Here is a 26,981-nt window from a genome sequence, read left to right as displayed (position 1 = left end):
CGCTGCGGACTCGGCGGCGTCTCCCCCCTTTCGCCGTGCTCAGCGGAATCTGCGACCCTCGTCGCGACGGTAGGCCCACACCGCGGCCGCTCCGGCCGCGACCGTCCAGACTCCCAGCATGACCAGCGCCAGCGGCGTGGGCGACAGGTCCGTGGTCGCGGCCCACACCAGCTCCATGGCCCCCCTGCTCGGCAAGTACGGCGCGACCGCCCCGATGAAGGCGGGCGGGTCGAGCGGATTGCCGAGCATCCCGCCGCCGATCGCGATCGGGAAGAACAGCACCTGGGAGACGGCCACCGCGGCCTTGGCCGACAGCGAGTAGCCGACGAACAGACCCAGCATCATGAACGGCAGCGCGCCCACGACCAGCGCGCCGAGGCCGAGCAGCAGCTGGACAGGGGTGGCGGTGGCCTCGGTGAGCAGCGCGGCGACCAGCACCACGGGAACGACCGCGATGAGCATGATGGCCAGCGTGGTCAGCATCCGCCCGGCGAAGCGCGGGAAGGGCCCCGCGGGCAGGGTGCGGAGGTAGGGGTCCCACGGCTTGCCACGGTCGTCGGCCACGCCGATGCCGAGCCCCATGAGCCCGCTCGACATGACCGCGAACATCGTCATCGAGGCGGCGCCGACCGTGGCGGCTATCGGGTCGTGGCCGGCGAAGGGCACCACGAAGGCGAGCATCGCGACGGTGGGGAAGAAGACGCTCGCCACGATCGCGATCGGGACCCGCAGCTGCTCGAGGAACTGGTAGCGGGTGTGGGTCAGGATCAGGCTAGACACCGGCGGTCTCCTTCGCGGTGATGGCGAGGAAGGCGTCCTCGAGGCTGGCCGGGCTGATCTCCAGTCCGGAGAACGGGGTGCCGCTGGCGACCAGGTCGAGGACCAGCCGGTCGGAGTCGGAGGTGAGCAGCTGGTGGCGCCCGTCGACCTGCTCGGAGCTGACCACGCCGGGCAGGTCGGGCAGCTCGGCGGCCGACAGGCTGACCTTGCGCACGCCGACCATGCCGCGCACCGCCTGGATGGTGTCGTCGGCCAGCACCCTGCCGCGGCCGATCACCACGACCCGCTCGGCCAGCGCCTCGACCTCCTCCAGGTAGTGGCTGGTGAGCACCACCGTGCCGCCGTCGGCGTGGAAGAGCCTGATGCCCTCCCACAGCGCGCGGCGCGCCTCCACGTCGAGTCCGGTGGTGGGCTCGTCGAGGAAGACGACGCGCGGGTTGCCGGCGAAGGCCAGCGCGACCGCGACCCTGCGCTTCTGCCCGCCGGACAGGCCGCCCACCTGGCGCTTGGCCAGGTCTCGCAGGCCGAAGCGATCAAGTAACTCCCACTTGTCGGCTCTTTTCGGGAAATGGGAGGAGACGAAGTCGACGATCTCGCCGACCTTGAGCGCCTCGGGCAGGCCGGTCTCCTGGGGCGTCACGCCCATGCCCTGCCGTACGCGGGGGTCGGCGGGGTCGCCGCCCATCAGCTCCACCAGCCCCTTCGTCGGCCTGCGCAGGCCCACGAAGAGGTTGACGAGCGTGGACTTGCCCGCGCCGTTCGGGCCGAGCAGGCCGACGAGCTGGCCCGCGTGGATCTCCAGTGACACGCCGTCGAGGGCGCGCACCTCGCCGTAGTGCTTGCTGACCTCGACGGTCCTGGCCAGGGGGGTCATGTGTCTCCTCCAAGAAGGGCGCGGATCGCGACGGTGTATTCCTCGAAGGCCAGCCGTCCGCGCCTGGTGAGCGCGACGTAGGTGACGGGGGTGCGGCCCTTGTGCGTCTTGGTGATCTCGACGTAGCCCGCGTCCTCGAGCTTCGTCAGGTGCACCGAGAGGTTGCCCGCGGTCATGCCGAGCAGGTCCTTCAACCCGGGAAAGGCGATCTGGTCGCCTTCGCACAGGGCGTTGAGCGTGGCCACCACGCGGAGCCTGGCCTGGGCGTGGATGACGGGGTCGAGGTCGGGAACGGTCACCCGCGCCGCCTGAGCACGATCCCCGCCACGAAGAAGCCGCCGCCGACGAGCAGGGAGATCAGCAGGGAGTGCCAGCCCGGGCCCAGCGTGGTGCCCACGGCGTTCACGGCCGCGACCCAGGCGCCGATGAAGAACATCGGCCACTCCCGCCAGACCGCGCCGCCCGCCATGTAGAGGATGGCGACGACCAGCAGCGAGACCGAGGCGTAGAGCAGGCCGACCTGGTCTCGGGGGAGCAGCGGGGCGAAGCGGCCGACGATCAGGCTCATCGCCATCATGCCGACGAACCAGGAGTAGCCGTACATCATCCCGCGCTGGGCCGACTCGCCCCTGACCTGGACGCTGGAGGCGCGCAGGGCCCAGAACAGGAAGGCCCCGGCCAGCACCTGCCCGCCGAACAGGATCGCCAGGGCGAGCTGCCAGCTGATCGGGACCACCGGGCGGCCGTCGAGCCCGTAGGAGAGGAAGAACGCGCCGAACCCCACCAGCCAGGCGACTCCCCATGGCGCGTACATCACCAGGGGATCGGGCTGGAGCCTGCGCGCCACCGCGGCGCCCTGCTCCTCGATGAGCCGCAGCATCTCGGCGGGGCTCAGGTCTTCCTCGTCCACGTCGTTCCAAACTGGTCGATGTCATCAACTGGTTTGTAATGTAAACCTGATTGCCCGGCAAACACAAGAGCGGCCCCCTCCCGGAAGGGAGGAGGCCGCCGTGAGAGGGATCAGGTCAGTCCTTGCCGCCGGGCAGGGACAGGCCGATCACCAGGGGGTCGTGGTCGGAGGAGCGGAAGGCGTCGGGCCGGTACAGCGCGGGCGGGTTGAACTCGGTGTTGTAGTCGAGGATGCGCGGCTCGTCGGAGTTGACGTGCCAGATCGTCGCCCCGGTCACCCGCTTGAGCAGCTGCTTGCCGACCAGCGCGTGGTCGAGCTCGCCCGCGAGGCCGTTGAACAGGTAGCTGTAGCGCAGCGGCGCGGGGACGAACCGCTTGGTCACGCTGGTCAGGCCGCCGGCCTCCAGCGTGTCGATCGGGTCCTCCTCGCCGTAGGCGTTGAGGTCGCCGAGCACCAGCGGGTGCGGCAGGTCGAGGGAGGAGATCAGCCCCAGGATGGCCTCGGACTGCCTGACCCGCAGCGGGTTCCAGCACGACTGCCCGTCGCCCTGGTCGGCCTCGGGGCCGCTGGGCGGGCAGGAGCCCTTCGACTTGAAGTGGTTGACGATCATCGTGAACGGCTGCCCGCCACCGGCCTGCCTGAAGGTCTGGATCAGCGGCGGCCTGCTGAAGACCGCGTCCTCGGAGGACTGCGCGGCGCCGACCGGCGAGACCCTGGCGGGCTTGTAGATCATCGCGACCTGGATCGCGTCCGTGCCGGGGAACGGGTGCGCGAGGGCGGCGTAGGTGCCCGCGCCCACCTTGGCGTTCAGGGCGTCGGTCAGCGCCTGCAGGGCGGTCTGGCCGTTGTTCTCGACCTCCATGAGGCCGACCACGTCGGCGTCGATGCCCTGCAACGTCGCCACCAGCTTGTCGAGCTGCCGCTTCTGCTCGACGGCGGTGTTCGCGCCGCGAGAGTCGAGCGTGGTGAACCAGTTGAGCGTGTTGAGGCTGGCCACCTTGACGTTCCCGCCGACCGGCAGCGGCCGCGGCAGGCGCGGGTTGGTCGGCAGGAAGGTGATCGGCTTGGTGGGCTGGAGCCGGTAGGCGCCGAAGCCGTAACCGAGCACGCCGGTCACCCCCGCGGCGGTGTCGCCGGTGCGCACCACGCGCGGGCTGGTGTACGGGATCGTGGCGGGGTTCTCCCTGCTGGATCCGTCGTCGATCAGCAGCGAACGGCGGGCGTCGAGCGCCGCGTCCACGCCCGGCCGGTCGGTCGGCTGGTACAGGCGCCCCTCGGAGGAGACGGTGACCTCGCCGAAGCGGCCCAGGTTGTAGTGCTCGGTGACGGTCAGCGGCTCGGAGAAGGTGACCAGCATGTTCTCGACGGGCTCGAAGGTGGTCCCCTCCGCCCTGGGCAGCTGCTGGGGCTGGGCCGGGACCGTTCCCGTGCCGCACACGTCGACGGCGGTCACGGGCGACAGCTCGGTCCAGCCGTTGAACTCGATCACCTTGCCGGTGACCAGCACCCTGTCGCCGACCTTGACGTCCTTGACGGTGTCGCGGGCGAAGGCGAACAGGCCCTCGGAGGTCTTCGGGTCGGCGTCGGGCGTGGCGTCCTGGAGGAAGAAGCCGCTCAGCTCGGCGCTCTTCTGGAAGTCGCCGGTCACGACGCCCTCCACCCGCACGGTCTGCCCGGCCAGCGGGCTGGCGTCGCCCGCGCCCTGGACGGCGGCGATCTGATGGGTCGCGGCCGTGTCGCAGGGGTCGGTCGTGGGCGACGGCGTGGGCGACGACGTGGGGGTGGGCGAAGGGGTGGGCTCGCCCGTGCCGCCGCAGACGGCGGGGGCGGTCGCGGTGTTGCGCGGGGCAGGCGTCCCCGTCTCGAAGTCGGCGGCGTTGTCGTCGGCGTCGGCGCAGCCGCGCGCCTTGCGCAGCGCCGCCGTGCTGTTCGACAGGCCTGGCGCGGCGCCCGAGCCCTCGAAGAAGTTCGCCGTGCCGAAGCCGACGAGGTCGGCGATCTGCGCGGCCTGCTCCGGTGTGCAGGAAGTCGGGCTGCCGTTGCAGGCCAGGCCGGTGGCCGAGCGGACCAGCGCCACCTTGCCCGCGCTGCCGCTGATGTTGATGCCGGCGGTGGCGTCGGGGGCGGGCAGCGCCGTACCCGGGTTGCTGCCCGCGGCGAGCTGCACCAGGTAGTACTGGCCGGGCGCAAGCGTGCCGGAGAGCCTGGCCACGTTGGCGGCGAAGTGGCCGGTGCCGGTGGCGCTGGTGTACTGCACCGACCAGCCGTCGATGGCCACGGGAGCGGAGCTCCTGTTGAACAGCTCCACGAAGTCGTTCGCCAGCGGCGCGCCGGAGTTGCCGCCGCCACCGTAGACCTGGCTGATGACGAGCGGCCCCGGCGCCGCGATGGCGGGGGTGGTCGAGAGGGTCGCCACGCCCGCGGCGGCGAGGCCGAGGGCGACAAGGGCGGTTAAAGCTCGCATGACCGGCACTTTAGATGGAGATAACCGAACGTAACGCCACAAAGGGATGAAATCATCTACCCTTGCCCAGACGCCGGCCGCCGACATGTCGTCTCATGACCTAGCAACACGGGTATGACCATGGACATGGACTGGGCCACGTGTTCACACTCCCCGTCATGCACGGGAGTCGCGCGCCAGCCGTACGGTCGCTGCCTGTCACATCTGTCCCCCGAGCAGCTGACCGACGCTCTCGAAGGCATCCGCCCGGGGCGGCTGCTCGACCTCCGCGGGACCACGATCGACGGCGAGCTGCTGGCCAGGGTGCTGGCCGCGGTGGAGGGCAGGCCCGGCAGGGCCCGCATGGACCTGGCCCGCTTCACCGGCGAGGCCCGTTTCACCGAGGTGCGCTTCCACGGCGACGTGTCGCTCGACGGCGCCAGGTTCGACCGGCTCGCCTCCTTCTTCGGCGCGACCTTCGCCGGCAACGTCTCGTTCACCGGGGCCAGGTTCGCCCGCCAGCTGTCCTTCCACGGCGCCACGGTGCGCGGCCACGCCTGCTTCGACCGGGCCGTGGTGGGCAGCGACGCCCTGTTCAGCGCGGCCGTCTTCACCCGCGGGCTGTCGTGCGAGCGGGCCAGGTTCGACGGCTACGCCACCTTCGACGGCGCCGTGTTCGGCGAGCAGGCCGCTTTCAGAGGCGCCAGGTTCGGGCGCACGCTGTCGTTCAGGAAGGTGCGGGGGAGGGCGGCGTTCGAGTCCGCGCACTTCGCGTCGGCGGCCTACCTGTCGGCCACCGGGCGGCTGTCGGCGACGGGCGCCCGCGCCGACGGCGCGCTCGACCTGACCGTCGAGGACTGCTCGGTCGACCTGCGCAGGATCGAGGTGCGGGGCACGACGGCGATCAGGCTCACCGGCTCGCACGCCGACCTGGAGTCGGCCGTCCTGCGCGGCCCGGCGACGGTCTCGGGACGGGGGTTCTGCACGATCAGCTCGCTGCGCGCGGCCGTCGCCCCTGACCTGTCGCTGTTCAGGCTCGATCTGTCAGCGTGCAGGTTCGCCGGGCTCGCGCACCCGTCGGGGCTGCGGCTGACCGGCTGCACGTTCGCCTTCACCCCCGGGGGAGTACGGCTGAGCCTGCGCTGGCCGCTGCGCTGGTTCTCCCGCCGCGGGGCCCTGGCCGACGAGCACCGCTGGCGCGGCTGGGCCCAGGGTCCCGGCGACCGCGCCGCACCGCTGACCCCTCTCCGGACGGCGGGCGACGTCAGGGATTTCCCCGATGCCGGCCACGGGGGTTCTCCGTAAACTGGAGGCCATGCTGATCGACGACTACGTGGCCGGGCTCAACAGGGCGCTCGAGGGCCCCGGCGGGCCCAAGCGCGACCTGGTCGTCGAGGCCCGCGACAGTCTCGTCGACACCGCCGAGGCCTACGAGGAGGCGGGCCTGGGCCGGCTCGAGGCCGAGCGCCTGGCCGTCGAGGAGTTCGGTGAGCTGCGCGAGATCGCGCCGGGCTACCAGCGCGAGCTGACCGCGACCGCGGGTCGCAGGCTGGCGGCGCTGCTGTTCGTCAGCGTGCCGCTGACGACGCTGCTGTGGAGCCTCATCTGGGCCTTCTTCCCGGTGAACGCCGACGACTGGGCGAACAGGCCCGAGTGGTTCCTGCCGGTGGCCCGCGCGCTCGACCTGTTCCACCTGGCCACCGGCGTGCTCGGCGGTCTGACCCTGCTCGCGCTCACCTGGGGGGCGCGCTGGCTGCGCAGGCCCGAGCGGGCGACCCGCCTGCTCGCGGTGTGGGTCTGGGCGATGCTGCCGGTGACACTGCTCTTCAGCGCCGCCCTGCAGTACGGCTCGCAGGGCCCCACCGGCTTCTCGGGTTTCCTGCCCGGCATGCTCCTCTCGCTGACCACGCCGCTGCTGAACGGCCTGCAGCTGTACTGCGCGGCCCGCTGCCTGCGCCTCACCCGGCGGCCGCGTCCCGCCTGACGGTCATCTGACGGCTACGACCGCTCCTGGGGGCTCACCCGGCGGCTTCGGCTCGCCGTGCGCCGGGCTCCAGCACGCTCGCGATCACCTCGGCGAACTCCCGCCACGCCGACCGCTCGCCCGCCAGCTGCTTGGCCCCCGAGGAGGTCAGCCGGTAGGTGCGTCGCTTGCGACCACCCACCGTCGCCCACTCGCTCGCCAGATAGCCGACCCTCTCCAGCCTGCGCAGGGCGGGATAGACGGTGCCCGTGGGGACGGCCAGCGCGCCCCCGCTGCGCTCCTGCAGCGCCTCGATGATGGCGTAGCCGTGCAGCGGCTCGTGCTCGAGCACGGAGAGCAGCAGAGCGTCCATGTGACCGCGAAGCGCGTCGGGATTCACATCGCCCATCCTAGGTCCGCGTTCGTCATGTAGGCAGTCTACATGTAGGCTCTCTATATGTAGGCAGACACAACGACGGAGTTTGATGCGATGGACGTCCTGGATCTGGCCCGCCTGCAGTTCGCGTTGACAGGCAGCCTGCACTTCCTCTTCGTGGTCCTCACGCTGGGCCTCGCTCCGCTGGTGGCGATCATGCACACCCGCTGGGTGCGCTCCGGCAACCCCCTCCACGAGCACATGACCAGGTTCTGGGGCCAGATCTACGTGATCAACTACGCCCTGGGCATCGTCACGGGTCTGGTGATGGAGTTCCAGTTCGGGCTGAGCTGGAGCGGCCTGTCGCACTACGCGGGCGACGTGTTCGGCGCGCCGCTGGCGATGGAGACGCTGGTCGCCTTCTTCCTCGAGTCGACCTTCCTCGGACTGTGGATCTTCGGCTGGCACCGGCTGCCCAAGGGCCTGCACCTGGCGTGCATCTGGATCGTCACGCTCACCGCCTACGGGAGCGCCTTCTACATCATGGTCGCCAACTCCTTCCTGCAGAACCCGGTCGGCTCCGTCGTGAAGGGCGACCACCTGGAGCTCACCGACTTCGGCGCGCTGCTGTCCAACAAGGCCCTCGTCCTGTCCTTCCCGCACGTCATCGGGGCCGGGCTCACGGCAGGCGGGTTCCTCCTCATGGGCGCCAGCGCATACCAGCTGCTGCGCCGCACGACCTACCAGGAGTTCTTCACCAAGTCCCTGCGCACGGGCGTCGTGGTCGCGGCCATCGGGGTCGTGGTGGCCGTGGGCACCGGATACGCGCAGTTCGCCGTGGTGCAGGAGGCCAAGTTCGAGGGCAACACGGGGGCGGCGATCGGGCTCGGCTTCATGGTCCTGATCGGCGAGCTGATGCAGCTGGTCGTGCCCTTCCTGCTGCTGCCGACCGTCTACTGGCTACCGCGCTGGCGCTGGGCCCATCCCATCCTGATCATCATGACGCCGCTGCCGTTCCTGGCCGCGACCTTCGGCTGGATGGCCAGGGAGATCGGCCGCCAGCCGTGGATGATCTGGGAGCGGCTCACCGTCGCCGACGCGATGTCGCCAGGGCTGACCTCGGGCATGGTCACGGCGTCGCTGATCGGTTTCACCGCCGTGCTCGGGCTGCTGGCCGTCGTCGACTACGTCCTGATCGCCCGCGTCGTCCGGCGCGGCCCCGGCGACCTCGCGCTCGGCGCGTGGCCGGTTCCCGCCGCTCCCCAGCCCGTTCGCCTGGAGGTCTGACATGGAAGTCGTGTGGCTGCTCGCCTTCGCCGTCCTGCTGACGGGCTACTTCGCCCTCGAGGGCTTCGACCTGGGGGTGGGGCTGCTGATGGCCGGCCGTTCCCAGGAGCGCAGGGACCGCATGGTCGCGGCGATGGCGCCGTTCGTGCTGGCCAACGAGGTATGGCTGGTGGCGGTGGCGGGCGTGCTGTTCGGCGCGTTCCCCGCGCTGGAAGGAGAGGTGATCTTCGCGCTCTACCCGCTCGTCGTGGCCATGCTGCTGGGCTGGATCGTGCGTGACGCGGGTCTGTGGTTCCGCCGCAGGATGGACGGGCGCGCGTGGCGCGGGTTCTGGGATCTGATGATCTCGCTCGGCTCGCTGGTGCTGGCCGTCGGCTGGGGGATGGTGATCGGCTCGGTCGCGGGCCTGCCGTGGATCGCCGGGCTGGCCCTCGGCGCGGTCACCACCGCGCTGTTCGCCTTCCACGGCAGGACCTTCCTGGCCTGGAGGGAGGCGCGCGGCGGGGGCAGGAGCCTGACCCTGTCGGCGCTCGCGGCCGCCGCGCCCGTCATCGTGCTGCTGGCGGCCGTCGCCCCGCACCTGCTCGACCACGCGGCGCCGGCCGCGACGCTGAATGTGCTCAGTCTCATGGTGGTCCCGTTCGCACCCCTCATGGTGGGCGCGCAAGTATGGGTGTGGCGCACCTTCCGTCCAGGCAAGGGCGCCGACCGCATCCCGTCGTTCTTCTAGAGGGCCCGTGCACAAGGATCTCCTGCGGCTCATGCGAGCCGAGCGTTCGGTACGCACGCATCTGACCGCCACTCTGGCCGCCGCCGTCATCGCCGGGCTGCTCGTGCTCGTCCAGGCCGAACTGCTGGCGGGGGTGCTGTCGGGCAGGTTCGCCACCGGGGCGCTGCTGGTCCTGGCCGCCGTCGTCGGACTGCGCGCGCTGCTCGGCTGGGGGCAGGGGATCTTCGCGGCCCGCACCTCCACGGGGGTGAAGTCCGCGCTGCGTCACCGGCTGCTGGCCCGGCTCCAGGACCTCGGGCCGGCGCGGCTGTCGGGGCACCGATCCGGGGAGCTCGTCACGCTCACCGGTCGCGGCCTCGACGCGCTCGACCCCTACCTGACCGGGTACCTGCCCGCCATGGCGGTGGCGGGCGTGGTGCCGGTGGCCGTCCTCGTCAGGCTGTTCGCCGCCGACCTCACCAGCGCGGTCATCGTGCTGGTGACGCTGCCGCTCATTCCGATCTTCGGGGCGCTGGTCGGCATGCACACCAAGGCCGTCACCGAACGGCAGTGGCGGGCGCTGTCCCTGCTCGGCGGGCACTTCCTCGACGTGGTGCGCGGCCTGCCCACCCTGCGCGCCTTCGGCAGGGCCCGCTACCAGGCGACCGTCATCCAGCGCGTGGCCGACTCGCACCGGTCGGCGACCATGCGGACGCTGCGGGTGGCCTTCCTCTCCTCTCTCGTGCTGGAGCTGTGCGCCTCGCTGTCGCTCGCGCTGGTCGCGGTGCCGATCGGGCTGCGGTTGCTCGGCGGGTCGCTCGACCTGACGACCGCGCTGCTGGTGCTGCTGCTCGCGCCCGAGGCGTACCTGCCGCTGCGGATGATGGGCACCCGCTTCCACGCCTCGATGGAGGGCGTCGCGGCGGCCGACGCGGCCTTCGCCGTCCTGGACGACGCCGTCGACCCCGAGCGGGCCCTGGCCGGCGCCGCCGGCTCGGCCGAGCGGACCTCGGCCACCGGCCTCCGCGAAGACGCCCGATCGGCGCTGACCTCCGGCGGTCCCCCCGAGATCCGCCTGGAGAACGTCACCGTCCGCTATCCGGGGCGCGACGACCCCGCGCTCGACGACGTCTCCCTGGTGATCACGCCGGGGGAGCGGGTGGCGCTGGTGGGGGAGAGCGGCGGCGGCAAGAGCACCCTCCTGCACCTGTTGCTCGGCTTCGTCACCCCCACCGAGGGCCGCGTGCTGGTCGACGGCGCCGATCTGGCCGGCCTCGACCTGACCGCCTGGCGCGACCGGCTGGCCTTCGTGCCCCAGCGCCCCCACCTGTTCGCCACCTCCGTCGCCGACAACATCCGCCTCGGCGCCCCCTCGGCCACCCCTGATCTCGTACGGCAGGCCGCCGCCGCAGCGCACGCCGACGAGTTCGTCAGCGCCCTGCCCGACGGCTACGACACGCCGGTGGGGGAGCGCGGCGCCAACCTGTCGGCCGGCCAGCGCCAGCGGCTGGCGCTGGCCCGCGCGTTCTGCCGTCCCGGCGCCTCGCTGCTGCTGCTCGACGAGCCCACCGCGCGCCTCGACGGCCGCAGCGAGGCGGCCGTCGTCACCGCGACCGCCGAGCTGAGCAGGGGGCGCACCGCCGTGATCGTCGCGCACCGGCCCGCGATGATCGACCTGGCCGACCGCGTGATCCGCATCCAGGAGGGGCGGGTCGTCTCCGACACCCTCGCCGAGAAGAGCCTGGTCCCAGGCGCGAGCGCCGCGCAGGCAGGAGACGAGCGATGACCACCACCACCCAGCAGGGCGCCGGGGACACCGAGCCGATGTCCGGCCGCCGCATGGGCGTCCGCCTGCTGTGGGCCGTGCTCGCCGGGGCGGCCGCCGAACTGACCGGGCTCGGCCTGATCGCCTCGGCCGCCTGGCTCATCACCAGGGCCGCCGAGCAGCCGCCGCTGGCCGCGCTGAGCGTGGCGATCGTCGCGGTGCGGGCGTTCGCCACCAGCAGGGGCGTCTTCCGCTACGCCGAACGCCTGACCGGTCACGACGTCGCCCTGCGGGCCCAGGCCGCCACCCGCGAACGCCTCTACCACTCGCTCATCCCGCCCAGGCCGCCCCGGCACGGCGGCGCGGACCTGCTCAGCCGCATGGTCGACGACACCGACGCGGTCCAGGACCTGCTGGTGCGCTGCCTCCTGCCGGCCACCTCGGCGCTCATCACCGGCCTCGCCGCCGTCGTCATCGCCGTCGTCGTGCACCCCGCCGCGGCGCTGGTGCTGCTGGCCGGGCTGGTGGCCGCGGGCGTGCTGCTGCCCGCCGGCACGGCGGCGGCCGCCCGTCGCTGGTCGGCCCGCATCGCCCCGGCCAGGGCCGCGCTGGCCGAGCGCGTCGCCGATCTGGTGCACGGCTCGGCCGACCTGGCCGCCTACGGCGCGGGCGACAGGGCGCTGTCGAGCGCGCTCGAGGCCGACGCGGCCCTCTCGGCGCTCGAACGCCGCCAGTCCCGTGTCCACGCGGCGGCGCTGGCCGTCGGCGTCCTGGTGCAGGGGCTGACCGTCGCCGCCATCGTGCTGCTGGCGCAGGGGTCCGGCGCGGGCACCGTCGCGACGGCCGTGCTCGCGCTCACCGCCCTGGTCTCCTTCGAGCCCGTCCTGCCGCTGGCCGCGGCGGGGGAGCGGTTCGCGGGGATCTCCGCGGCCCTGCGGCGGCTGAAGGAGGTCCGCTCGGTGCCGCCCGCCGTCACCGAGCCCGCCACGCCGGCGCCGGTGCCCGGCGCGCCGCTGACCGTCGAGATCGCCGACCTGGTCGTACGGCACGCCCCCGGCGGCCCCGCGGCCGTCGACGGGGTGAGCCTCACGCTGACTCCGGGCCGGCGGGTCGCTCTGGTCGGCCCGAGCGGCGCGGGCAAGAGCACGCTGCTGGCCGCACTGATGCGGCTGGTCGAGCCGGAGTCGGGGGCGATCACCGTCAACGGCGCCGACCTCAGGTCCCTCGACTCCGACGATGTCAGGACGCTCATGACCGGCCTGACTCAAGACCCCTACATCTTCCAGACCACGCTGCGCGACAACCTGCGCCTGGCCGGTCCCGAGAGCACGGACGAGGACCTGGAGCAGGCCGTACGGCGGGCCCGCCTGGACCGGTGGGTGGCGCGCACCGGCTGGGACGCCCAGCTCGGCGAGGACGGGCGGACGGTCTCGGGCGGGCAGTTGCAGCGTCTGGCCCTCGCCCGCGCCCTGCTGTACGACCCGCCCGTGCTGCTGCTCGACGAGCCCGCCGAGGCGCTGGACGAGACGGCGGCCGACGAGCTGATGGCCGATCTGCTCGACGTGACGCACGGCCGCACCACGCTGATCGTCACGCACCGCCTGAAGGGCCTGGAGGAGGTGGACGAGATCGTGGTGATGGAGCACGGCCGGATCATCCAGCGCGGACGCCACGACGAGCTGGTCGCCAGGCCCGGTTACTACCGCGATCTCTGGCAGTCGGAGGCACTGGTCTCGGGTTGATCTCAACTATGTGATGAAATCACGGTAATCGTTGCGTATGTGAGTTTTGTCCCGCGAATGTTCTCCCGTACCAGATCAGAGGGGGAACCGGATGCGGGGGCGGACAACGTGGGTGCTCAAGCGTGCCGTGAGTGAGCCGCTGCTGCCCCTGACCGCCTTCGCGGCCATTCTCCTCGCGACCACCACGCTGGTGTCCCTGTCGATCTCCATCTCCTTGGTGGTCGACGTCGGCGTCCGATGGAGCGTGACACAGGCCGACCGGGCCGACACCTCGGCGGAGGTCTCCACCTGGATCAAGGGCGCCACCTTCGCCAGGGCCGACGCGGCCGTGCGCGCCCAGGCCGCCGAGTCCTTCGGCCGGTTCCGCCCCGAGATCGTGTCGTCCGTCACCTCGAACGCCTTCCACGGGGAGAACGGCGCGCAGCTGTTCTTCGGCACCCGCTCCGACCTGGAGAAGCGGGCGAAGCTGGTGCGGGGCCGGTGGGCGCGCCCGGGCGCAGGGCCGCTGCAGGCGACGCTGGCGCAGGAGAGCGCCCAGCGCCTCGGCGTCACCGCCGGCCAGGAGCTCACAGTACGGCGCGGCGCGACCGACCCGCCGACCACGGTGCTGGTCACCGGCGTGTTCACCGTCCCCGACGACCTGTATCCGCGTCTGGACGCCGGCAAGAGCCCGCTCATGCTCCCCCAGCAGGCCTTCCTGGCGCGGTTCACCGACCAGATGCTCGGCTTCTGGCACGTGCTGCCCGACCTCAGCGGCGTCAGCACCGGCGACCTGGCCGCGCTGTCGGCGGCCGCCGCGCGCCTGCCCGACCAGCTCAAGGGCCGTCCCGACTGCGCCGACTGCACGGTCCGCGAAGAGCTGTCCGGCTATCTCGGCCAGCTCGACCGCAGCGCGCTCGTCGGCCAGTCGACGATGCTCGTGCCGGTGCTGCAGCTGCTGATCCTGGCCGGATACTCGCTCATGCTGACCGCCAGGATGCTGGCCGACCGCCGCCGCATGGAGGTCGCGCTGCTGCGGGCCAGGGGCGCGGGCATGGGCGGGCTGGTGTCCCTCAGCCTGACAGAGGCGCTGCTGATCGCGTTGCCGAGCGTGCTGATCGCGCCCTTCGCCGCCCCGCACGTGCTCAACGGGGTGAGCGGCCTGCTGTGGACGCAGGCGGGCGCGGTGCTGGTGCCCTCCGCCCCCGAACCCGTCACGTTCGCGATCGCCGCCGCGGCGGCGCTGGCGGGAGCGGTGCTGCTGGCCGCTTCGGCCGTCAAGAGCGCCCGCCGTACGTATGTGGAGGAGCAGGCGGCGCGCGGGCGCGGCGACCGCAGGGGCCCGCTGGCCAGGGCGGGCGGCGACCTCGCCCTGCTCGTGGTGGCGGCGCTGGCGGTCTGGCAGCTCACCAGGTACGGCTCGCCGGTCACCGCGACCGCCGGTGGCGTGCTGGGCATCGACCCCATGCTGGTCACCGGGCCCGCCCTCGCCCTGCTGAGCGGCGGCCTGCTGGGCATGCGCCTGGTGCCCTGGACCTCCAGGATCGTCTCCGCCCTCACCTCACGCCGCCCGACGCTGGCCCCGGCGCTCGGCGCGTGGCAGGTCAGCCGCCGCCCGCTGCGCTACGTCGGCCCCGCGCTGCTGCTGACGATGGCGGTGGCCATCGGGGTGCTGTCGATCACCACCACGACCACGTGGGAGTCGTCCCAGCGCGACCAGGCCGGTCACCGGGTCGGCGCCGACCTGCGGATCTCTCCCGTCCTCGACCAGGGCCAGGTGGGCGGGCTCGGCGCGGGCCGGGTCTACGCGGAACTGCCCGGCGTGCGCACGATCAGCCCCGCCTTCCGCGACTCGGTGGCGATCGGGTCCGGCTCGGCCCAGCTGCTCGCGCTCGACGCCGACCGGCTCGACCAGGTCATGAACCTGCGCGAGGACCTGTCGGCCACTCCGCTGGCCGACCTGGCCACGGCGCTGAAGGCGGGCCGGCCCTCGCTCGGCGCGGTGCCGATCCCCGGCGCGCCGTCCCTGCTCACCGTGCCGCTGCGCACCCAGGCCCCCGCGCCGCTGGACGCCGCGATCCTGCTCACCGACGCCGACGGGGTGCGCTGGCAGCTCGACCTGGCCGACCGTGGCTCCGGCGACGAGCGCAGCCTCGTGGCCGACCTGGCGGCGCTGGCGGGGAAGGAAGGGAAGATCGCCTACCCGCTGGCGCTGCGCGGCTTCGCCTTCGGCGAGACGGGCGCGCCCGTCGTGCTCGGCCCGCTGACCGCGGGCACGGCCGAGGTGGTGCTGCCCGGTGGCCTGGCGTGGACCGGCTTCGAGCAGGCGAGCCTGCCGGGGGCCGCCGGGGTCGGCGAGGGCGAGGTCAAGGAGGTCCGCACCGGAGAGGGCACGCTGTTCGGCCTCGACGCGATCCCGGCCAGGGGCAAGGCGGTGGTGCTGGCCGTACCACCTGGCACGCCACCCGAGCGGGTGTTCGGCGAGACCGTCGACGGCAGGGCGACCCTCCCGCAGTCGCTGCCGATCGTGGTCACCGACGAGCTGGCGGCGGCGGAGAAGCTCTCCGTGGGCGCGAAGCTGTTCCTGCCCTTCGACGCCACCACCTCCAGCCTGGTCGTGGTCGCCGTCGTCGACAGCCTGCCCGGCCTGGACGTCGGCGAGCCCGCCGTCCTGGTGGATCTGCCGACCATCGCCGACAGGGACGTGCTCACCGTCAACGCCCCGCCCAGGGTCACCGAATGGTGGGCCGCCACGGCGGACGGCGACCCCACCGCCGCCGCCGCGGCGCTGGCGGCCCAACCCGGCTGGAGCGCCCGCGTGCTCGACAGGCAGACCGTCTTCACCGAGCTGCGCGACGACCCGCTCGCCGGTGGCCTGCAGGGCGCGCTGCTCGTCGGCTTCGTCGCCGCGGTGATCTTCGCGGGACTCGGCTTCGCGGTCAACGCCGCCGTCGCCGCCCGCGAGCGCTCGGCCGAGCTGGGACTGCTGCACGCGCTCGGGGTGAGCTTCCGCCAGGTGCTCGGCCTGCTCGCCGTCGAGCAGACGTTCCTGATCGGCCTCGGCCTGGTGGGCGGCACGCTGCTCGCGGGCGGCATGGCGGCCGTCGTGGTGCCGCACCTCGTGCTGTCGGGCCAGGTCACCGCGGTGACGCCGCCGGTGCGGCTGGACATCCCCTGGGCCCGGACGGCGATCCTGCTCGCGGTCATCGCCGCGGCCCTGTTCGCGATCGTGGCCGCGCTGGCGGCGTCGCTGCGCCGCCGCGGCCTGGTCCAGGCCAGGCACGTGGGGGAGGACGCATGACCGTACTCAAGCTGGCCGGGCGGCTCGCCCTGCTGCACAGAGGCATCACCGCGCTGCTGGGACTGCTGGTGCTCAGCGTCACGCTCCTGGGCGGCGCGCTGCCGAGGGTCTTCGAGGACTCCTACGAGCGTTCGCTGCGGCAGGCCGTCCAGGAGACCAGGCCCGAACTGCTCGAGATCGCCGTGGACGCGCAGTCGGTGTCGCCCGGGCATCGTCCCGAGAACGCCGCCGCGCTGGCCGCGCGCGTCGACGCGCTGCGCGGGGCGCTGCCGCCCGCGCTGTCCTCCCTGGTCGGCGAGGTGAAGTACGGCGTCAGCACCAACCGCCTGCGGCTGGCCGGCCACGTCGGACACGAACCACGCGCCAACAACTACGTCGACCTGGCGTGGAACAGCGGCGCGGTCAGGCGCGTCCGCTACGTCGAAGGCACCCCGCCCTCCGGCGTCACCAGCGGGCCCAACCCCCTCACCGAGCGATCGACGCCCAACCCGTACCAGGACCCGGCGCTGACCATCGCGCTGGCCAAGCCGACGATCACCACGGTCGAGGTCGGCCTGCCCAGCGACGCCCCCGAGCTGATGGGCCTCGCCGTCGGCGACACGATCGTCTCGGCGGCGGGCCTGCTCATCAAGGTCACGGGGCTGTACGAGCCGGTCGACCCGGCCGACCCGTTCTGGTCGGTCTTCCCCTCGATGGCCGGCGTCTACGTCCCAGACCCGGCCGCCAACCGCGCCTCCTTCGTGGTCACCGCCCTGGGGAGTGAGCAGGTCGTGGCCGCGCTGGCCCCGCTCAGGGAGCGGATGCACTACCGGTGGGGGTTCGCCGCCGTCCCTGGCGCCTTCACCATCGAGGCCGCGCCCGACGCCGGTCCCGCCCTCGACAACTTCACCGCGGCGGCGCGGCGGATGTCGACGCCCGGCATGCCGTACAAGGTGACCAGCCACCTGCCGAAGATGATGGACGACTTCCTGGGCAAGCTCGAGACGACGCAGACTCTCATGGGCGTGCTGCTCGCCGGGCTCTTCGCGGTGGCGTTCGGCGTGGTGGCGCTCGTGGCGGGCCTGCTGCTCGGCCGGGTCGCCGCCAGTCTGGTCGCGGCCAGGGCCAGGGCCGCCTCGCTCGGCCAGTTCGCGGCCGTGGGCGCGGCCGTGCTCCTCCTGGCCGTCGTGCCGGGCGCGCTGCTCGGCTTCGCGCTGGCGCGTCTCGTCCCCGGGCTGGACACCCCCATCTCCCTGCTGTCCGCGCCACTGCTCGCCCTGGCCACCGTCCTGTACGGCATGGGCCGCCTCCTGCTCACCCACCGCCGGCCACTGGTGGAGCAGCGCGACGACCTGGTGGCCAGGCCGTTCACGCCGCGCAGGCTGGTGGCCGACCTCCTGGTCGTCTTCCTGGCGGCGGTGGCCACCTACATCGCCGTCACGCGCGGCGTGACGACCGCCCAGACGGCCTCGGGCAGCGATCCGCTCCTGGTCGCGGCGCCCACCGCGGTCGCCGTCGCCGTCGCGCTCGTCGTGCTGTGGGGCTACCCGTACCTGTTGCGCCTGCTGTCCTTCGGCGCGGCCCGGAGCAGGCGGTCGGTGCTGTTCCTGGCCGTCGCCTCCGCGGCCCGCTCGAGGACCGCCGCCACGCTGCCCGCGCTGATCCTGGTCCCCGCGCTCACCCTGTCGGTCTACAGCGCGCTCACCCTCGACTCACTGGACGCGGGCCAGCGGGCCGCGGCCTGGCAGCGGACGGGGGCCGACGCCCAGGTCGGCGTCGGCGAGGGGGTGATCGCGCCGGCGGCGATCGAGAAGGTGCGGGCGCTGCCCGGCGTGCGGGAGGTCCTCCCGGTGGAGCTGCGCGAGGGCCGCCTGTCGGGTGGCACGTTGTCGTTCTCCTACCTGCGCATGGACACCGCCGCCTACGCGAAGCGGCTCGGCCCGGCCCCTTCCGTGGTCTCCTCGCCGGTGGCGGCCGTCAACAGGGCCGCCGGCGCGGCCAACGGGCCCTCGGCCCCCGTCCTGGTGACCGGTGGTCTCGGCAAGGCGCGCAGCAGACCGATCGTGCTGGAGGGCGCAGAGCGCGCCCCCGTCGTGGTCGACCACGTGGGCCACCTCGACCGCTTCCCCGGCACCGACCAACTCGGCGAGCTGCTCGTGCTGCCCACCTCCGTGCTGCCCGAGCAGAAGGTCGCGATGCGGCCGAACCGGCTCCTCGTCTTCGGCGCCGGCCTGCGCGCCGCCGACCTGGAGCGGGCGGTGGGACCGGCCGCCTCGGCGAGCACCCGCGAAGGGGATCTGGCGGCGATCGTCTCGACGCCGCTCACCAGGACGATCACGCTGGCCTTCCGGCTGTCGGCCGTCGTCCTGGCCCTCTACTCACTGCTGGCGGTGTGGGTGAGCGTGGTCGCGGGCGCGGCCGAGCGCGACCGCAGCATCTCCTTCCTGTCCACCATGGGCATGTCGAGCGGGCAGGCGCGGGCCATCACGCTCGGCGAGATCTCGCCGCTGGTGGTCACGGCCGCGGTGACGGGCATCGCGCTGGGCACGCTCTTCCCCTCGCTCTTCGGCGGGGGCGTCGACCTGAGCGGCTACGCCGGTGGACTGCCCGTCGGCTACACCGTCACCTGGACGACACCTCTGGCGCTGGGCGCCGGCGTGACCCTCGCCGCGCTGCTGGGCGCCGTGGCGCACGTCGCGCTGTCGGGCAGGAGGAAGGTCGGTGTGGCGCTGCGGGGCGGGGAATGAGCGTGAAATGCTGGCGGTTCTAAGGAAAAGCAAGCATGACGACGATACGAGGAGCCACTTGTGGCGACTATCGAAGTAACCGACGAGAACTTCAACGACATCGCCGACAAGGGGATCGTCCTTCTCGACTTCTGGGCGGCCTGGTGCGGCCCGTGCAGGACCTTCGGCCCGATCTTCGAGCAGGCGTCGGAGAAGCACACCGACGTGACCTTCGGCAAGATCGACACTGAGGCTCAGCGAGGGCTGTCGGAGGGATTCGAGATCACCTCGATTCCGACGATCATGGCGATCCGCGACGGCATCGTGGTCTTCGCCCAGCCCGGCGCGCTCCCCGCCCCCGCACTCGAGGACCTGATCGGCCAGGTCAAGGCCCTCGACATGGACGCCATCAAGGCCGAGCTCGCCAAGGAGCTGGGCACGGCTCCCGAGCAGCAGTGACGCCATGACGCGGCGAGCCCTCACCCCGGCGGGGTGAGGGCTCGCGTCACGTCACGCCCGCTCCCGAAGCGGGGGAGCGCGGTCAGACCGGATGGTTTCGCGGTCAGGCCGAGCGGTTCCGCGGTCAGGCCGGGGCGGTTTCGCGGTCAGGCCGAGCGGTAGAGCTCGGCCACCCTGAAGGCCAGGTCGAGCGACTGGCTCCGGTTGAGCCTGGGGTCGCAGGCCGTCTCGTAGCGCAGCGCGAGGTCGCCCTCGACGATCTCCTGGCCGCCGCCCACGCACTCCGTGACGTCGTCGCCGGTGAACTCGATGTGGATGCCGCCGGGGTGCGTGCCGAGCGCGCGGTGCACCTCGAAGAAGCCCGCCACCTCGTCGAGCACGTCGTCGAGCCGCCGCGTCTTGTGCCCGCTCGGCGTCTCCCAGGTGTTGCCGTGCATCGGGTCGCAGATCCAGGCCACCTTCGCCCCCGAGGCGGTCACCTTCTCCACCAGCGTTGGCAGGTGTTCGCGGATCTTGGAGGCGCCCATCCGCGTGATGAAGGTCAGGCGTCCCGCCTCGTTGTCGGGGTTGAGCTTGTCGATCAGCGCGAGGGCCTCCTCGGGCGTCGTCGTGGGGCCGAGCTTGACGCCGATCGGGTTGCGGATGCGCGAGAAGAACTCCACGTGCGCGCCGTCGAGCTGCCTGGTGCGCTCGCCGATCCAGACCATGTGCGCCGACACGTCGTACGGCAGGCCGGTGCGGGAGTCGACCCGGGTGAGCGCCCGGTCGTAGTCGAGGATCAGCGCCTCGTGCGAGGAGTAGAACTCCACCGTGTGGAACTCCTCGGGGTCGGCCCCGCAGGCGTGCATGAACGCCAGCGCCTGGTCGATCTCGCGGGCCAGCTGCTCGTAGCGGCGCCCGGCGGGCGACTCGGCCACGAAGTCCTGGTTCCACGCGTGGACCTGGCGCAGGTCGGCGTAGCCGCCCTTGGTGAAGGCACGCGCGAGGTTCAGCGTGACGGCGGAGGAGTGGTAGGCGCGCAGCAGCCGCCACGGATCGGGCCTGCGCGACTCGGCCGTGAACTCGAACCCGTTCACCATGTCGCCGCGGTAGGCGGGCAGCTCGACGCCCGCGCGCACCTCGGTGCCCTTGGAGCGCGGCTTGGCGAACTGGCCGGCCACGCGCCCGATCTTGACCACCGGCACCTTGGCGGCGTAAGTGAGCACGATCGCCATCTGCAGGAGCGTCTTGAGCTTGTTGCGGACGTTGTCGGCGGTCGCGCCGGCGAACGTCTCGGCGCAGTCGCCGCCCTGCAGCACGAACGCCTCGCCCCTGACCACGGCGGCCAGCTGGTCCTTCAGCTGGTCGCACTCGCCGGCGAAGACCAGCGGGGGCAGGCCGCCGAGCTCGGCGACGACTTTCTCGAGCTCGCTGCGGTCGGGCCAGTCGGGCTGCTGGGCCGCGGTCATGGTGCGCCAGGAATCAAGGTTGCTCACGATATACGAGGGTATTCCACTCGCTCTCGAGCGTGGACATCGATGTCCACGTAGTGAGAACGCCGTCCGCGGACGATGACCACGGAGGCGAGGGAGAGCAGCAGCCCGCCCCCGGCTATCGCGCCCGCGTAGCCGGTGAGCATGGCCTTGTCGTGCCGTACCGCCTTGATCTTCTGGACAGGCGCGCCACCGAACCGCGAGCCAGGAGCGACCGCGTCGGCCCCCGGCCGCATGGCGGCGAGCCGGCCGGCGACCTTGAGGGCCCCCGCCGCGTTGACCAGCCCGAACCCGATCGAGGTGTCATAGCTCGCGGGTTCGGCCGCGCTCCGCCATGCGGCTGTCTCGATGTCGTCCGACTGCCGCGGCTGGTCGGGACGGCGCGCGGAGGTCGCCAGGGCCTGGACGACGAGAGCGGGGGACAGCTTGGGATACTTCGCCTTGATCATCGCCGCGGCCGCCACCACCCAGCTCGCCGCCGCCATGGAGCCGCTCACAGAGTACGGCTCGCCGCGTGGCCCGGTCGCCGGTACGGCCATGCCGGGGGCCGACACCAGGATGGTGCGGTTCTTGGGGGAGTACTCCTCCAAGCGGTTCCCGTTCAGGTTGACGGTGCCGACGCCGATGACGCCGGGCAGCGCCGCTGGGTCACTCACCCCGTCGCGGCCGCCGGGCCAGTCCTTCGTGACGACCTGAGCGCCTTGGACGACCACCGCGCCCTTGCCGACGGCGTACTCGACGGCCTCTTCGAGCCCCTTGTCCCCTGGCTGCCAGGCGTAGAAGGTCCAGATGACATCGGCGCCGTGGTTGGCCGCCCAGCGGATGCCGCTCGACAGGAAGAGCAGGCTCTGCCTGTCGTCCAGCCAGACCCCTGGCCGGCCGACGGCTGGCATGCCGTCCTCGACGCGCACAGAGAGCAGATCGACATCGGGCACCAGGCCGCGCGTGGCTTTCTGGCTGCCTGGACGCGGCCCCGAGGAGGCGAGCATGGTGGCGGCGGCGGTGCCGGCGATCATCTTGGCGCGTGGCCACCTCACCAGGTCGAGGCGGCGTTTGACAGCGCCGTTGAGCGCACGGGAGTTGGCCACGCCGTCGGAGACGATGGCCACCGTGGCTCCCTCGCCCGAGGTGACGCGCTGGGCGGTCCGAAAGTCGTCCAGCATACGCAGGACGGGAGCCTCGTCGGCATGCGCGGGTGTCGTGCTGACCAGCGCCAGCGGAACCGCCATGAGCAGCGCTCTGATCAGCATGTGACGATCTCCTTCACCTCGCAGGCGGGCACCGGCTTCAGCAGTCTTCCGGCGAGCTTGTCCATCGCGGCCGCCGTGATGCCGGGCAGTCCGGTGCGGTCGGCCTCGGCCATGCGCGGCCTGCCGTCGGCGAAGCCGCCCGTGCCCAGCACGAGGTAGTTGAGGCGGTGCGTGGCCGAACGCTCCTGCTCCTGGCCCGTGTCGAACCTCGCCGACACCGTGCCGGAGAAGCCCGCCGGACGCACGCCGCTGGTCTCCCACTTCCCCGCGGCCAGCGCCGCCCGCGCGGACTCGGAGTCCTTCATGACCACCACGGCGAGCGTGGCCAGCATGGTGCCCGAGCTGTCGGCGTAGGTGGCCCGCAGCACGCGCTCGCAGCCGCGCGGCGTCACCACTCTGGCGGCGGCCTCGTCCAGGGCCTTCGCGCAGTCGCTCTCGGGGGCGATGCCGAGGCGGCGGGCGAACCCGGTGTCGCCGACGTCCCCCAGCTGGGCGGGGAACAGTCGCTCCGCCGACCAGTACCGCCAGCGCAGGGCCAGCTCGCGCAGGCTCGCCTTGGTCTTCTCCTCCGTGGTCGGACCCCTGGTCAGCTCGGTGGCCAGGCCGTACGCGCCGGCGACGATGGCGCCGAGGCCCGCGACCACGCATAACAGGCCGATGACAAGTGATCTTGCTCGCATGGGCAAGCGATAGTAAATGCTTTATGTCACTTTGCGGTTACGTGTTCCGGGCGGACGCCGTGGCCGATGAAGCGGGCGATCAGGGTGTTGACCAGCGGCACGGCGGCCAGGTTCGGCACGCTGGCGGGCCTCAGCGTCCCGGTCAGCGCAGGCTGGACCAGCCGCCGCTGCGCCACCTGCTGGGCGAACTGCGTCACCCTCGTCGGGAACATCCGCCGCCGCTGCACCTTGGGCAGCGCCGAAGGGCCCTCGCGCAGCAGGATGTTGGCGGTGGCCACGGCGTCCTGCACGGCCAGGTTGATCCCGACCCCGAACAGCGGCGACATCGCGTGCGCCGCGTCGCCGATGCACAGGAAGCCGGGCCGGTACCAGCGTTCGAGCCGGTTCAGCGCCACGGTGAGCACGCTGACGTCCTCGAAGCTCCCGATCTGGTCCGTACGGTCGCCGAGGAAGGGAAGCAGCTGCCCGACCTTGCGGCGCAGTTCCTCGATGCCCGCGGCGCGCAGCCGGTCGGCGCCCCCCTTGGGGATGACGTAGCCGAGCTGCCAGTAGGTCTCCCTGTTGATCGAGACCATGAGATGCCCCGCGGAGACGCGCAAAAACGTGTCGCCGGGGTCGTCGCCCTCGCGCGGCATCCTGAACCAGACGACGTCCATCGGCGCGCCCAGCTCCTTCGGCACCAGCCCGGCGGCCGCCCGCAGGGTGGAGCCGCGACCGTCGGCGGCGATCGTCACCTCGGCCCTGAGCTCGTGCTCGCCCTCGGCGTCGCGGTAGCGCAGCCCGCGCACCGCGCCGCCCTCGCGGATCAGGCCGACCGCCTCGGCTTTCATGATCAGCCGGAAGGTGGGGTACTTCGCGGCCTCGGCGGTGATGAGGGTGAGGAAGTCCCACTGCGGGACGAAGGCGATGTAGTTGTAGGGGCCGGGCAGGTTGCGCAGGCTCGAGAGATGGGTCCTGCCGGTGTCGGTGACCAGGTCGATCGCGTAGACCTTGCGGTGCTGGATCCGGTGGAAGGCCGCCGCCAGCCCCAGCTCGTCGAGCACCTGGAGGGTCGAGGGGTGGATGGTGTCACCCCTGAAGTCGCGCAGGAAGTCGGCGTGCTTCTCCAGCAACGTCACCTCGACGCCCGCTCTGGCCAGCAGCAGGGCGAGCATGGCGCCCGCCGGGCCGCCGCCCGCTATCACACAGCGCATAATTCATCATCCGTTGAGATTTGGGGAGGCGCAACCCCTCCCTACCCGCCGATCGTCACGGGGATCCCTGGAGCCGGTCCAGGACCTTCACCAGCCAGGTCGTCGCCAGCTCCCTGAGCGGGGCGTAGTCGTCCTCCGGGTACTGCCTCGGGCCGTGCTCCACGAGCAGGATCAGGTAGAGGTAGGCACGGTAGAGGTCGAGCCGCCGGTGCGCGGCGGGAGTCAACTCCAGCGGACGGACGGCGCGGTATCCGGCCAGCAGCGGGTCGTCCTCGTCGATCTCGCCGAAGAGGGTCGGGGTGATCAGCTCGGCCAGCGGGTCGCCCCAGAAGGCCCGCTCGTGGTCGATGATCGCCTGGATCCTGGGCGTTCCGGTCAGGTCGAGGAACACGTTGCCCGTCCAGACGTCGAAGTGCACCAGGTGCGGCGTGGTGACCTCCTCCAGCGCCGCCGAGGCGCTCGCCAGTAACGCCCTGAGCTCGGTGACGGGACGGGGGAGCGGGATCTCCTGATAGCGCACGGCGTCGTCGAGCAGCGCGCCGGTCATCCGCAGGTACGCCTCGCGCCAGGTCGCGCCGGTGAGGCCGCTGTGCGGGTAGCCGTACACCTGGCCCGTCACCGTGTTGAGGCGGGCCAGGTGGCCGCCCAGCTCGTACCTCAGCGCCGCCTGGGCGGCGGCGTCGAGCTCGGCCTGGTTCCACGGGGTGCCGTCGAGCGCCGCCATGACGAGGTAGTCGCCGCCGAGCACGGGGTCGTCGAACCCGGCCTTCAGCAGGCTCGCCACCGGCACGCCCGCGGCGGCCGCGTGGGAGCAGGCGGCGGCCTCCATGCGCAGCAGGTCCCGCTCGTAGGTGAGCTGATCGAGGTCGGGCGGAGGGGAGAGCTTCAGCACGACCTGGCGGCCGTCGTCGAGGTGGAGCCTCCACACGGCGTTGGCGAAGCCGTCGGCGAGCTCGACCGCTTCGCGCACGTGCGCGCCGACGGCGCGGTGGGCGAGCGCGGAGAGGGCCTCGGCGTCGAGGCGGCGTTTGGTTCTGCTGTCCACCCCTGATGATCCCTCCGGAAGGGTATGGAAACGCTCCCACGCTATCCGGTTCCAGGATTTTTCGGCGTATCTCGGATACGTCACGCGTACTGCAGCGCTATTGACAGCGAGATTCGCCGATTTTACGGTCGCGTTACCTGTCCGGCGCGGCGGAGAGCTTGGCGAGTGGGAGCGCTCCCACTGAGCGAGGCGGCGCCTTGCTGTTCAGGCCATCGGGGGGATGGTGCTCGAGGAGAACTCCGCCAGGGCGATCCCTGAGCGGGGACGAAGGAGATTCCATGCGAAACCGATGGCGCGTGCTCACTCCCCTGCTCGCGACCTGCCTGGTAGTGACCGCCTGCACGTCGGGGCAGCCGCCTGCGCCCGCCGTGCAGTCGAGCGCCCCCGGCGCGGCGGCGAGCCAGGCGCCCGCCCAGGGCGGCACCGGCGCGTTCCCGCGCAACGAGACGCTCTACACCGGCGGCACCCAGTGGGGAGCGCCGGCCAACTTCAACCCCATCAGGAACTGGGACCACGCCACGGGCACCAACGGCCTGGTCTACGAGCCGCTGTTCCTGTTCGACCCCAACACGGGCACGTTCACCCCCTGGCTGGCCGAGAGCGGCGCCTGGGCCGACGACACCACCTACGAGCTGAAGCTGCGCCAGGGCGTCACCTGGTCGGACGGCAAGCCGCTCACCGCGGCCGACGTCGTGTTCACCTTCGAGCTCGGCAAGATGAAGACCGTCCCGTACGCCAACCTGTGGACCTTCCTCAAGAGCGCCGAGGCGGTCGACGCGCAGACGGTGCGGTTCAGCTTCTCCAAGCCCAACTACCAGCAGTGGGCCAACGCGCTGTACAGCAGGGTGATCGTGCCGAAGCACGTCTGGGAGAGCCGCTCGGAGGAGGACGTCGTCAACGGCGTCAACGACAAGCCCGTCGGCACCGGCCCGTACACCTACCACAGCCACGACCAGGACCGGGTGGCCTGGGTGAAGCGGGACGGCTGGTGGGCCACCAAGGCGCTGAACAAGGACGTCAAGCCGAAGTACATCGTCGACATCGTCAACTCCAGCAACGAGGTCGCGATGGGCCTGCTGCTGCAGAATGGCCTCGACCTGAGCAACAACTTCCTGCCCGGCATCGCCAACCTGGTCAACGGCAGCTTCGGCGTGAAGACCTACTATCCCGAGCCGCCGTACATGCTGTCGGCCAACACCGCGTGGCTGGTGCTCAACACCGAAAAGAAGCCCATGGACGACCCGGCCTTCCGCAAGGCCGTGGCCGGCGCCGTCGACACCAAGAAGATCGTCGAGGGCGTCTACGGCAACCTCGTGCGCCCCGCCAACCCGACCGGCCTGCTGCCGCAGTGGGACAAGTACGTCGACCAGAACGTGGTGAGCGAGCTGGGATTCACCTTCGACCAGGCCAAGGCCAAGAAGATGCTGGCCGACGCGGGATACAAGGACACCGACGGCGACGGCTTCGTCGAGAACAAGGACGGTTCCAAGATCCAGCTGAAGATCGAGGTGCCGGCCGGCTGGTCCGACTGGATGGAGTCGATCAGGGTCATCGCCGAGAGCGCCAAGGCGGTGGGCGTCAACCTCACGCCCGAGTTCCCCGACTACAACGCCCTGGTGGACAAGCGCTCGTCGGGCAAGTTCGACATGATGATCAACAATGAGCGGCAGCTGTCGAACACGCCGTGGATGTACTACGACTACCTCTTCCAGCTGCCGATCCAGAAGGCGCAGAACACGGTCAACTTCGGCCGCTACGAGAACAAGAAGGCCTGGGAGCTGGTCCAGGAGCTCGACGGCAAGAAGCCCGAGGACGAGGCCGGGATGAAGGAGGTCCTGTCCAGGATCCAGCGCATCCAGCTGGAGGAGATGCCGGCCATCCCGCTCTGGTACAACGGCCTGTGGTCGCAGACCACCAGCTCGGTGTGGACGAACTGGCCGTCGTCGGCCCCTGACGCGCCCAAGTCCGCGCCGACCATGTGGCGCAACTGGCTGGAGCTGGGCGGCATCCTGACGCTCACCGAGATCCAGCCGGCGAAGGGCTGACCC

Annotated in this window: 21 protein-coding genes; 10 read left to right on the top strand and 11 right to left on the bottom strand. The window is 71.8% G+C overall.

Going from position 1 to position 26,981, the window contains the following annotated elements:
* Positions 1–39 precede the first annotated feature (39 nt).
* The 5 genes from H4W81_RS19145 to H4W81_RS19125 all read right to left on the bottom strand — a co-directional run bounded on the left by H4W81_RS19145 (position 40) and on the right by H4W81_RS19125 (position 5,028).
* Positions 40–780, bottom strand: a complete 741-nt coding sequence (locus tag H4W81_RS19145) for an ABC transporter permease (protein ID WP_192776071.1) — start codon at positions 778–780, stop codon at positions 40–42.
* The gene (locus H4W81_RS19140) at positions 773–1,654 is read right to left on the bottom strand and encodes an ABC transporter ATP-binding protein (RefSeq protein ID WP_192776070.1); all 882 of its coding nucleotides are present in this window, start codon (positions 1,652–1,654) and stop codon (positions 773–775) included. The genes H4W81_RS19145 and H4W81_RS19140 overlap by 8 nt, the downstream gene beginning before the upstream one ends.
* Complete coding sequence (locus H4W81_RS49380) at positions 1,651–1,953, bottom strand: transcriptional regulator (protein ID WP_192776069.1); 303 nt, start codon at positions 1,951–1,953, stop codon at positions 1,651–1,653. Before H4W81_RS49380 ends, H4W81_RS19140 begins: the two co-directional genes overlap by 4 nt.
* Entirely contained in the window at positions 1,950–2,564 is a 615-nt protein-coding gene (locus tag H4W81_RS49375; RefSeq protein ID WP_192776068.1) for a transporter, read from the bottom strand. The genes H4W81_RS49380 and H4W81_RS49375 overlap by 4 nt, the downstream gene beginning before the upstream one ends.
* Positions 2,565–2,679: 115 nt before the next feature.
* Positions 2,680–5,028 carry an ExeM/NucH family extracellular endonuclease gene (locus H4W81_RS19125; RefSeq protein WP_192776067.1) on the bottom strand — a complete coding sequence of 783 codons (2,349 nt, stop codon included), beginning with the start codon at positions 5,026–5,028 and terminating at the stop codon, positions 2,680–2,682.
* A gap of 114 nt (positions 5,029–5,142) precedes the next feature.
* Here H4W81_RS19125 and H4W81_RS19120 point away from each other — a divergent pair, with 114 nt between their 5' ends.
* Together H4W81_RS19120 and H4W81_RS19115 are read left to right on the top strand one after the other, a co-directional pair.
* Positions 5,143–6,312, top strand: coding sequence for a pentapeptide repeat-containing protein (locus tag H4W81_RS19120; protein ID WP_192776066.1), 1,170 nt, complete (start codon positions 5,143–5,145; stop codon positions 6,310–6,312).
* A gap of 10 nt (positions 6,313–6,322) precedes the next feature.
* Positions 6,323–6,991, top strand: coding sequence for a permease prefix domain 1-containing protein (locus H4W81_RS19115; RefSeq protein ID WP_192776065.1), 669 nt, complete (start codon positions 6,323–6,325; stop codon positions 6,989–6,991).
* Positions 6,992–7,025: 34 nt separating this feature from the next.
* Here the strand turns inward: H4W81_RS19115 and H4W81_RS19110 are convergent, their stop codons facing one another.
* The gene (locus tag H4W81_RS19110; RefSeq protein ID WP_192776064.1) at positions 7,026–7,370 is read right to left on the bottom strand and encodes a helix-turn-helix transcriptional regulator; all 345 of its coding nucleotides are present in this window, start codon (positions 7,368–7,370) and stop codon (positions 7,026–7,028) included.
* A 90-nt stretch (positions 7,371–7,460) separates the two neighbouring features.
* Between H4W81_RS19110 and H4W81_RS19105 the strand changes: the two genes are divergently transcribed.
* From H4W81_RS19105 to H4W81_RS19075, 7 genes are all read left to right on the top strand, one after another.
* Positions 7,461–8,633 (top strand): cytochrome ubiquinol oxidase subunit I, encoded by a 1,173-nt coding sequence (locus H4W81_RS19105; protein ID WP_192776063.1) that lies wholly within the window; start codon positions 7,461–7,463, stop codon positions 8,631–8,633.
* A 1-nt stretch (position 8,634) separates the two neighbouring features.
* Positions 8,635–9,363: a cytochrome d ubiquinol oxidase subunit II gene (locus tag H4W81_RS19100; RefSeq protein WP_192776062.1), complete on the top strand. Its 729-nt coding sequence runs from the start codon at positions 8,635–8,637 to the stop codon at positions 9,361–9,363.
* 31 nt (positions 9,364–9,394) lie between these two features.
* The gene (cydD, locus tag H4W81_RS19095) at positions 9,395–11,128 is read left to right on the top strand and encodes a thiol reductant ABC exporter subunit CydD (protein WP_192776061.1); all 1,734 of its coding nucleotides are present in this window, start codon (positions 9,395–9,397) and stop codon (positions 11,126–11,128) included.
* Positions 11,125–12,849, top strand: a complete 1,725-nt coding sequence (gene cydC / locus H4W81_RS19090; RefSeq protein ID WP_225958692.1) for a thiol reductant ABC exporter subunit CydC — start codon at positions 11,125–11,127, stop codon at positions 12,847–12,849. Before cydD ends, cydC begins: the two co-directional genes overlap by 4 nt.
* Before the next feature lie 127 nt (positions 12,850–12,976).
* On the top strand, positions 12,977–16,129 hold the full coding sequence (locus tag H4W81_RS19085) for an FtsX-like permease family protein (RefSeq protein ID WP_192776060.1): 3,153 nt from the start codon (positions 12,977–12,979) through the stop codon (positions 16,127–16,129).
* Complete coding sequence (locus H4W81_RS19080) at positions 16,126–18,855, top strand: ABC transporter permease (protein WP_192776059.1); 2,730 nt, start codon at positions 16,126–16,128, stop codon at positions 18,853–18,855. The genes H4W81_RS19085 and H4W81_RS19080 overlap by 4 nt, the downstream gene beginning before the upstream one ends.
* A gap of 60 nt (positions 18,856–18,915) precedes the next feature.
* Positions 18,916–19,293: a thioredoxin family protein gene (locus H4W81_RS19075; protein ID WP_192776058.1), complete on the top strand. Its 378-nt coding sequence runs from the start codon at positions 18,916–18,918 to the stop codon at positions 19,291–19,293.
* 146 nt (positions 19,294–19,439) lie between these two features.
* Here the strand turns inward: H4W81_RS19075 and H4W81_RS19070 are convergent, their stop codons facing one another.
* From H4W81_RS19070 to H4W81_RS19050, 5 genes are read right to left on the bottom strand one after another with little or no spacing between them, the layout of a single operon-like run.
* Complete coding sequence (locus H4W81_RS19070) at positions 19,440–20,771, bottom strand: class II 3-deoxy-7-phosphoheptulonate synthase (RefSeq protein ID WP_318782507.1); 1,332 nt, start codon at positions 20,769–20,771, stop codon at positions 19,440–19,442.
* Positions 20,765–22,015, bottom strand: coding sequence for a S8 family serine peptidase (locus H4W81_RS19065; protein WP_192776056.1), 1,251 nt, complete (start codon positions 22,013–22,015; stop codon positions 20,765–20,767). The genes H4W81_RS19070 and H4W81_RS19065 overlap by 7 nt, the downstream gene beginning before the upstream one ends.
* Positions 22,009–22,695, bottom strand: coding sequence for a hypothetical protein (locus tag H4W81_RS19060; protein ID WP_192776055.1), 687 nt, complete (start codon positions 22,693–22,695; stop codon positions 22,009–22,011). Before H4W81_RS19060 ends, H4W81_RS19065 begins: the two co-directional genes overlap by 7 nt.
* 26 nt (positions 22,696–22,721) lie before the next feature.
* Positions 22,722–23,888, bottom strand: coding sequence for an FAD-dependent oxidoreductase (locus H4W81_RS19055; protein WP_192776054.1), 1,167 nt, complete (start codon positions 23,886–23,888; stop codon positions 22,722–22,724).
* A 55-nt stretch (positions 23,889–23,943) separates the two neighbouring features.
* Positions 23,944–24,933: a phosphotransferase family protein gene (locus H4W81_RS19050; protein WP_192776053.1), complete on the bottom strand. Its 990-nt coding sequence runs from the start codon at positions 24,931–24,933 to the stop codon at positions 23,944–23,946.
* A gap of 278 nt (positions 24,934–25,211) precedes the next feature.
* Between H4W81_RS19050 and H4W81_RS19045 the strand changes: the two genes are divergently transcribed.
* Positions 25,212–26,978: an ABC transporter substrate-binding protein gene (locus H4W81_RS19045; protein ID WP_192776052.1), complete on the top strand. Its 1,767-nt coding sequence runs from the start codon at positions 25,212–25,214 to the stop codon at positions 26,976–26,978.
* Positions 26,979–26,981 lie beyond the last annotated feature (3 nt).

Origin of the sequence: Nonomuraea africana, from assembly GCF_014873535.1 — a bacterium.
In the GTDB taxonomy this organism is placed as follows: Bacteria; Actinomycetota; Actinomycetes; order Streptosporangiales; family Streptosporangiaceae; genus Nonomuraea; species Nonomuraea africana.
This window is presented reverse-complemented; position numbering and strand designations above follow the sequence as displayed.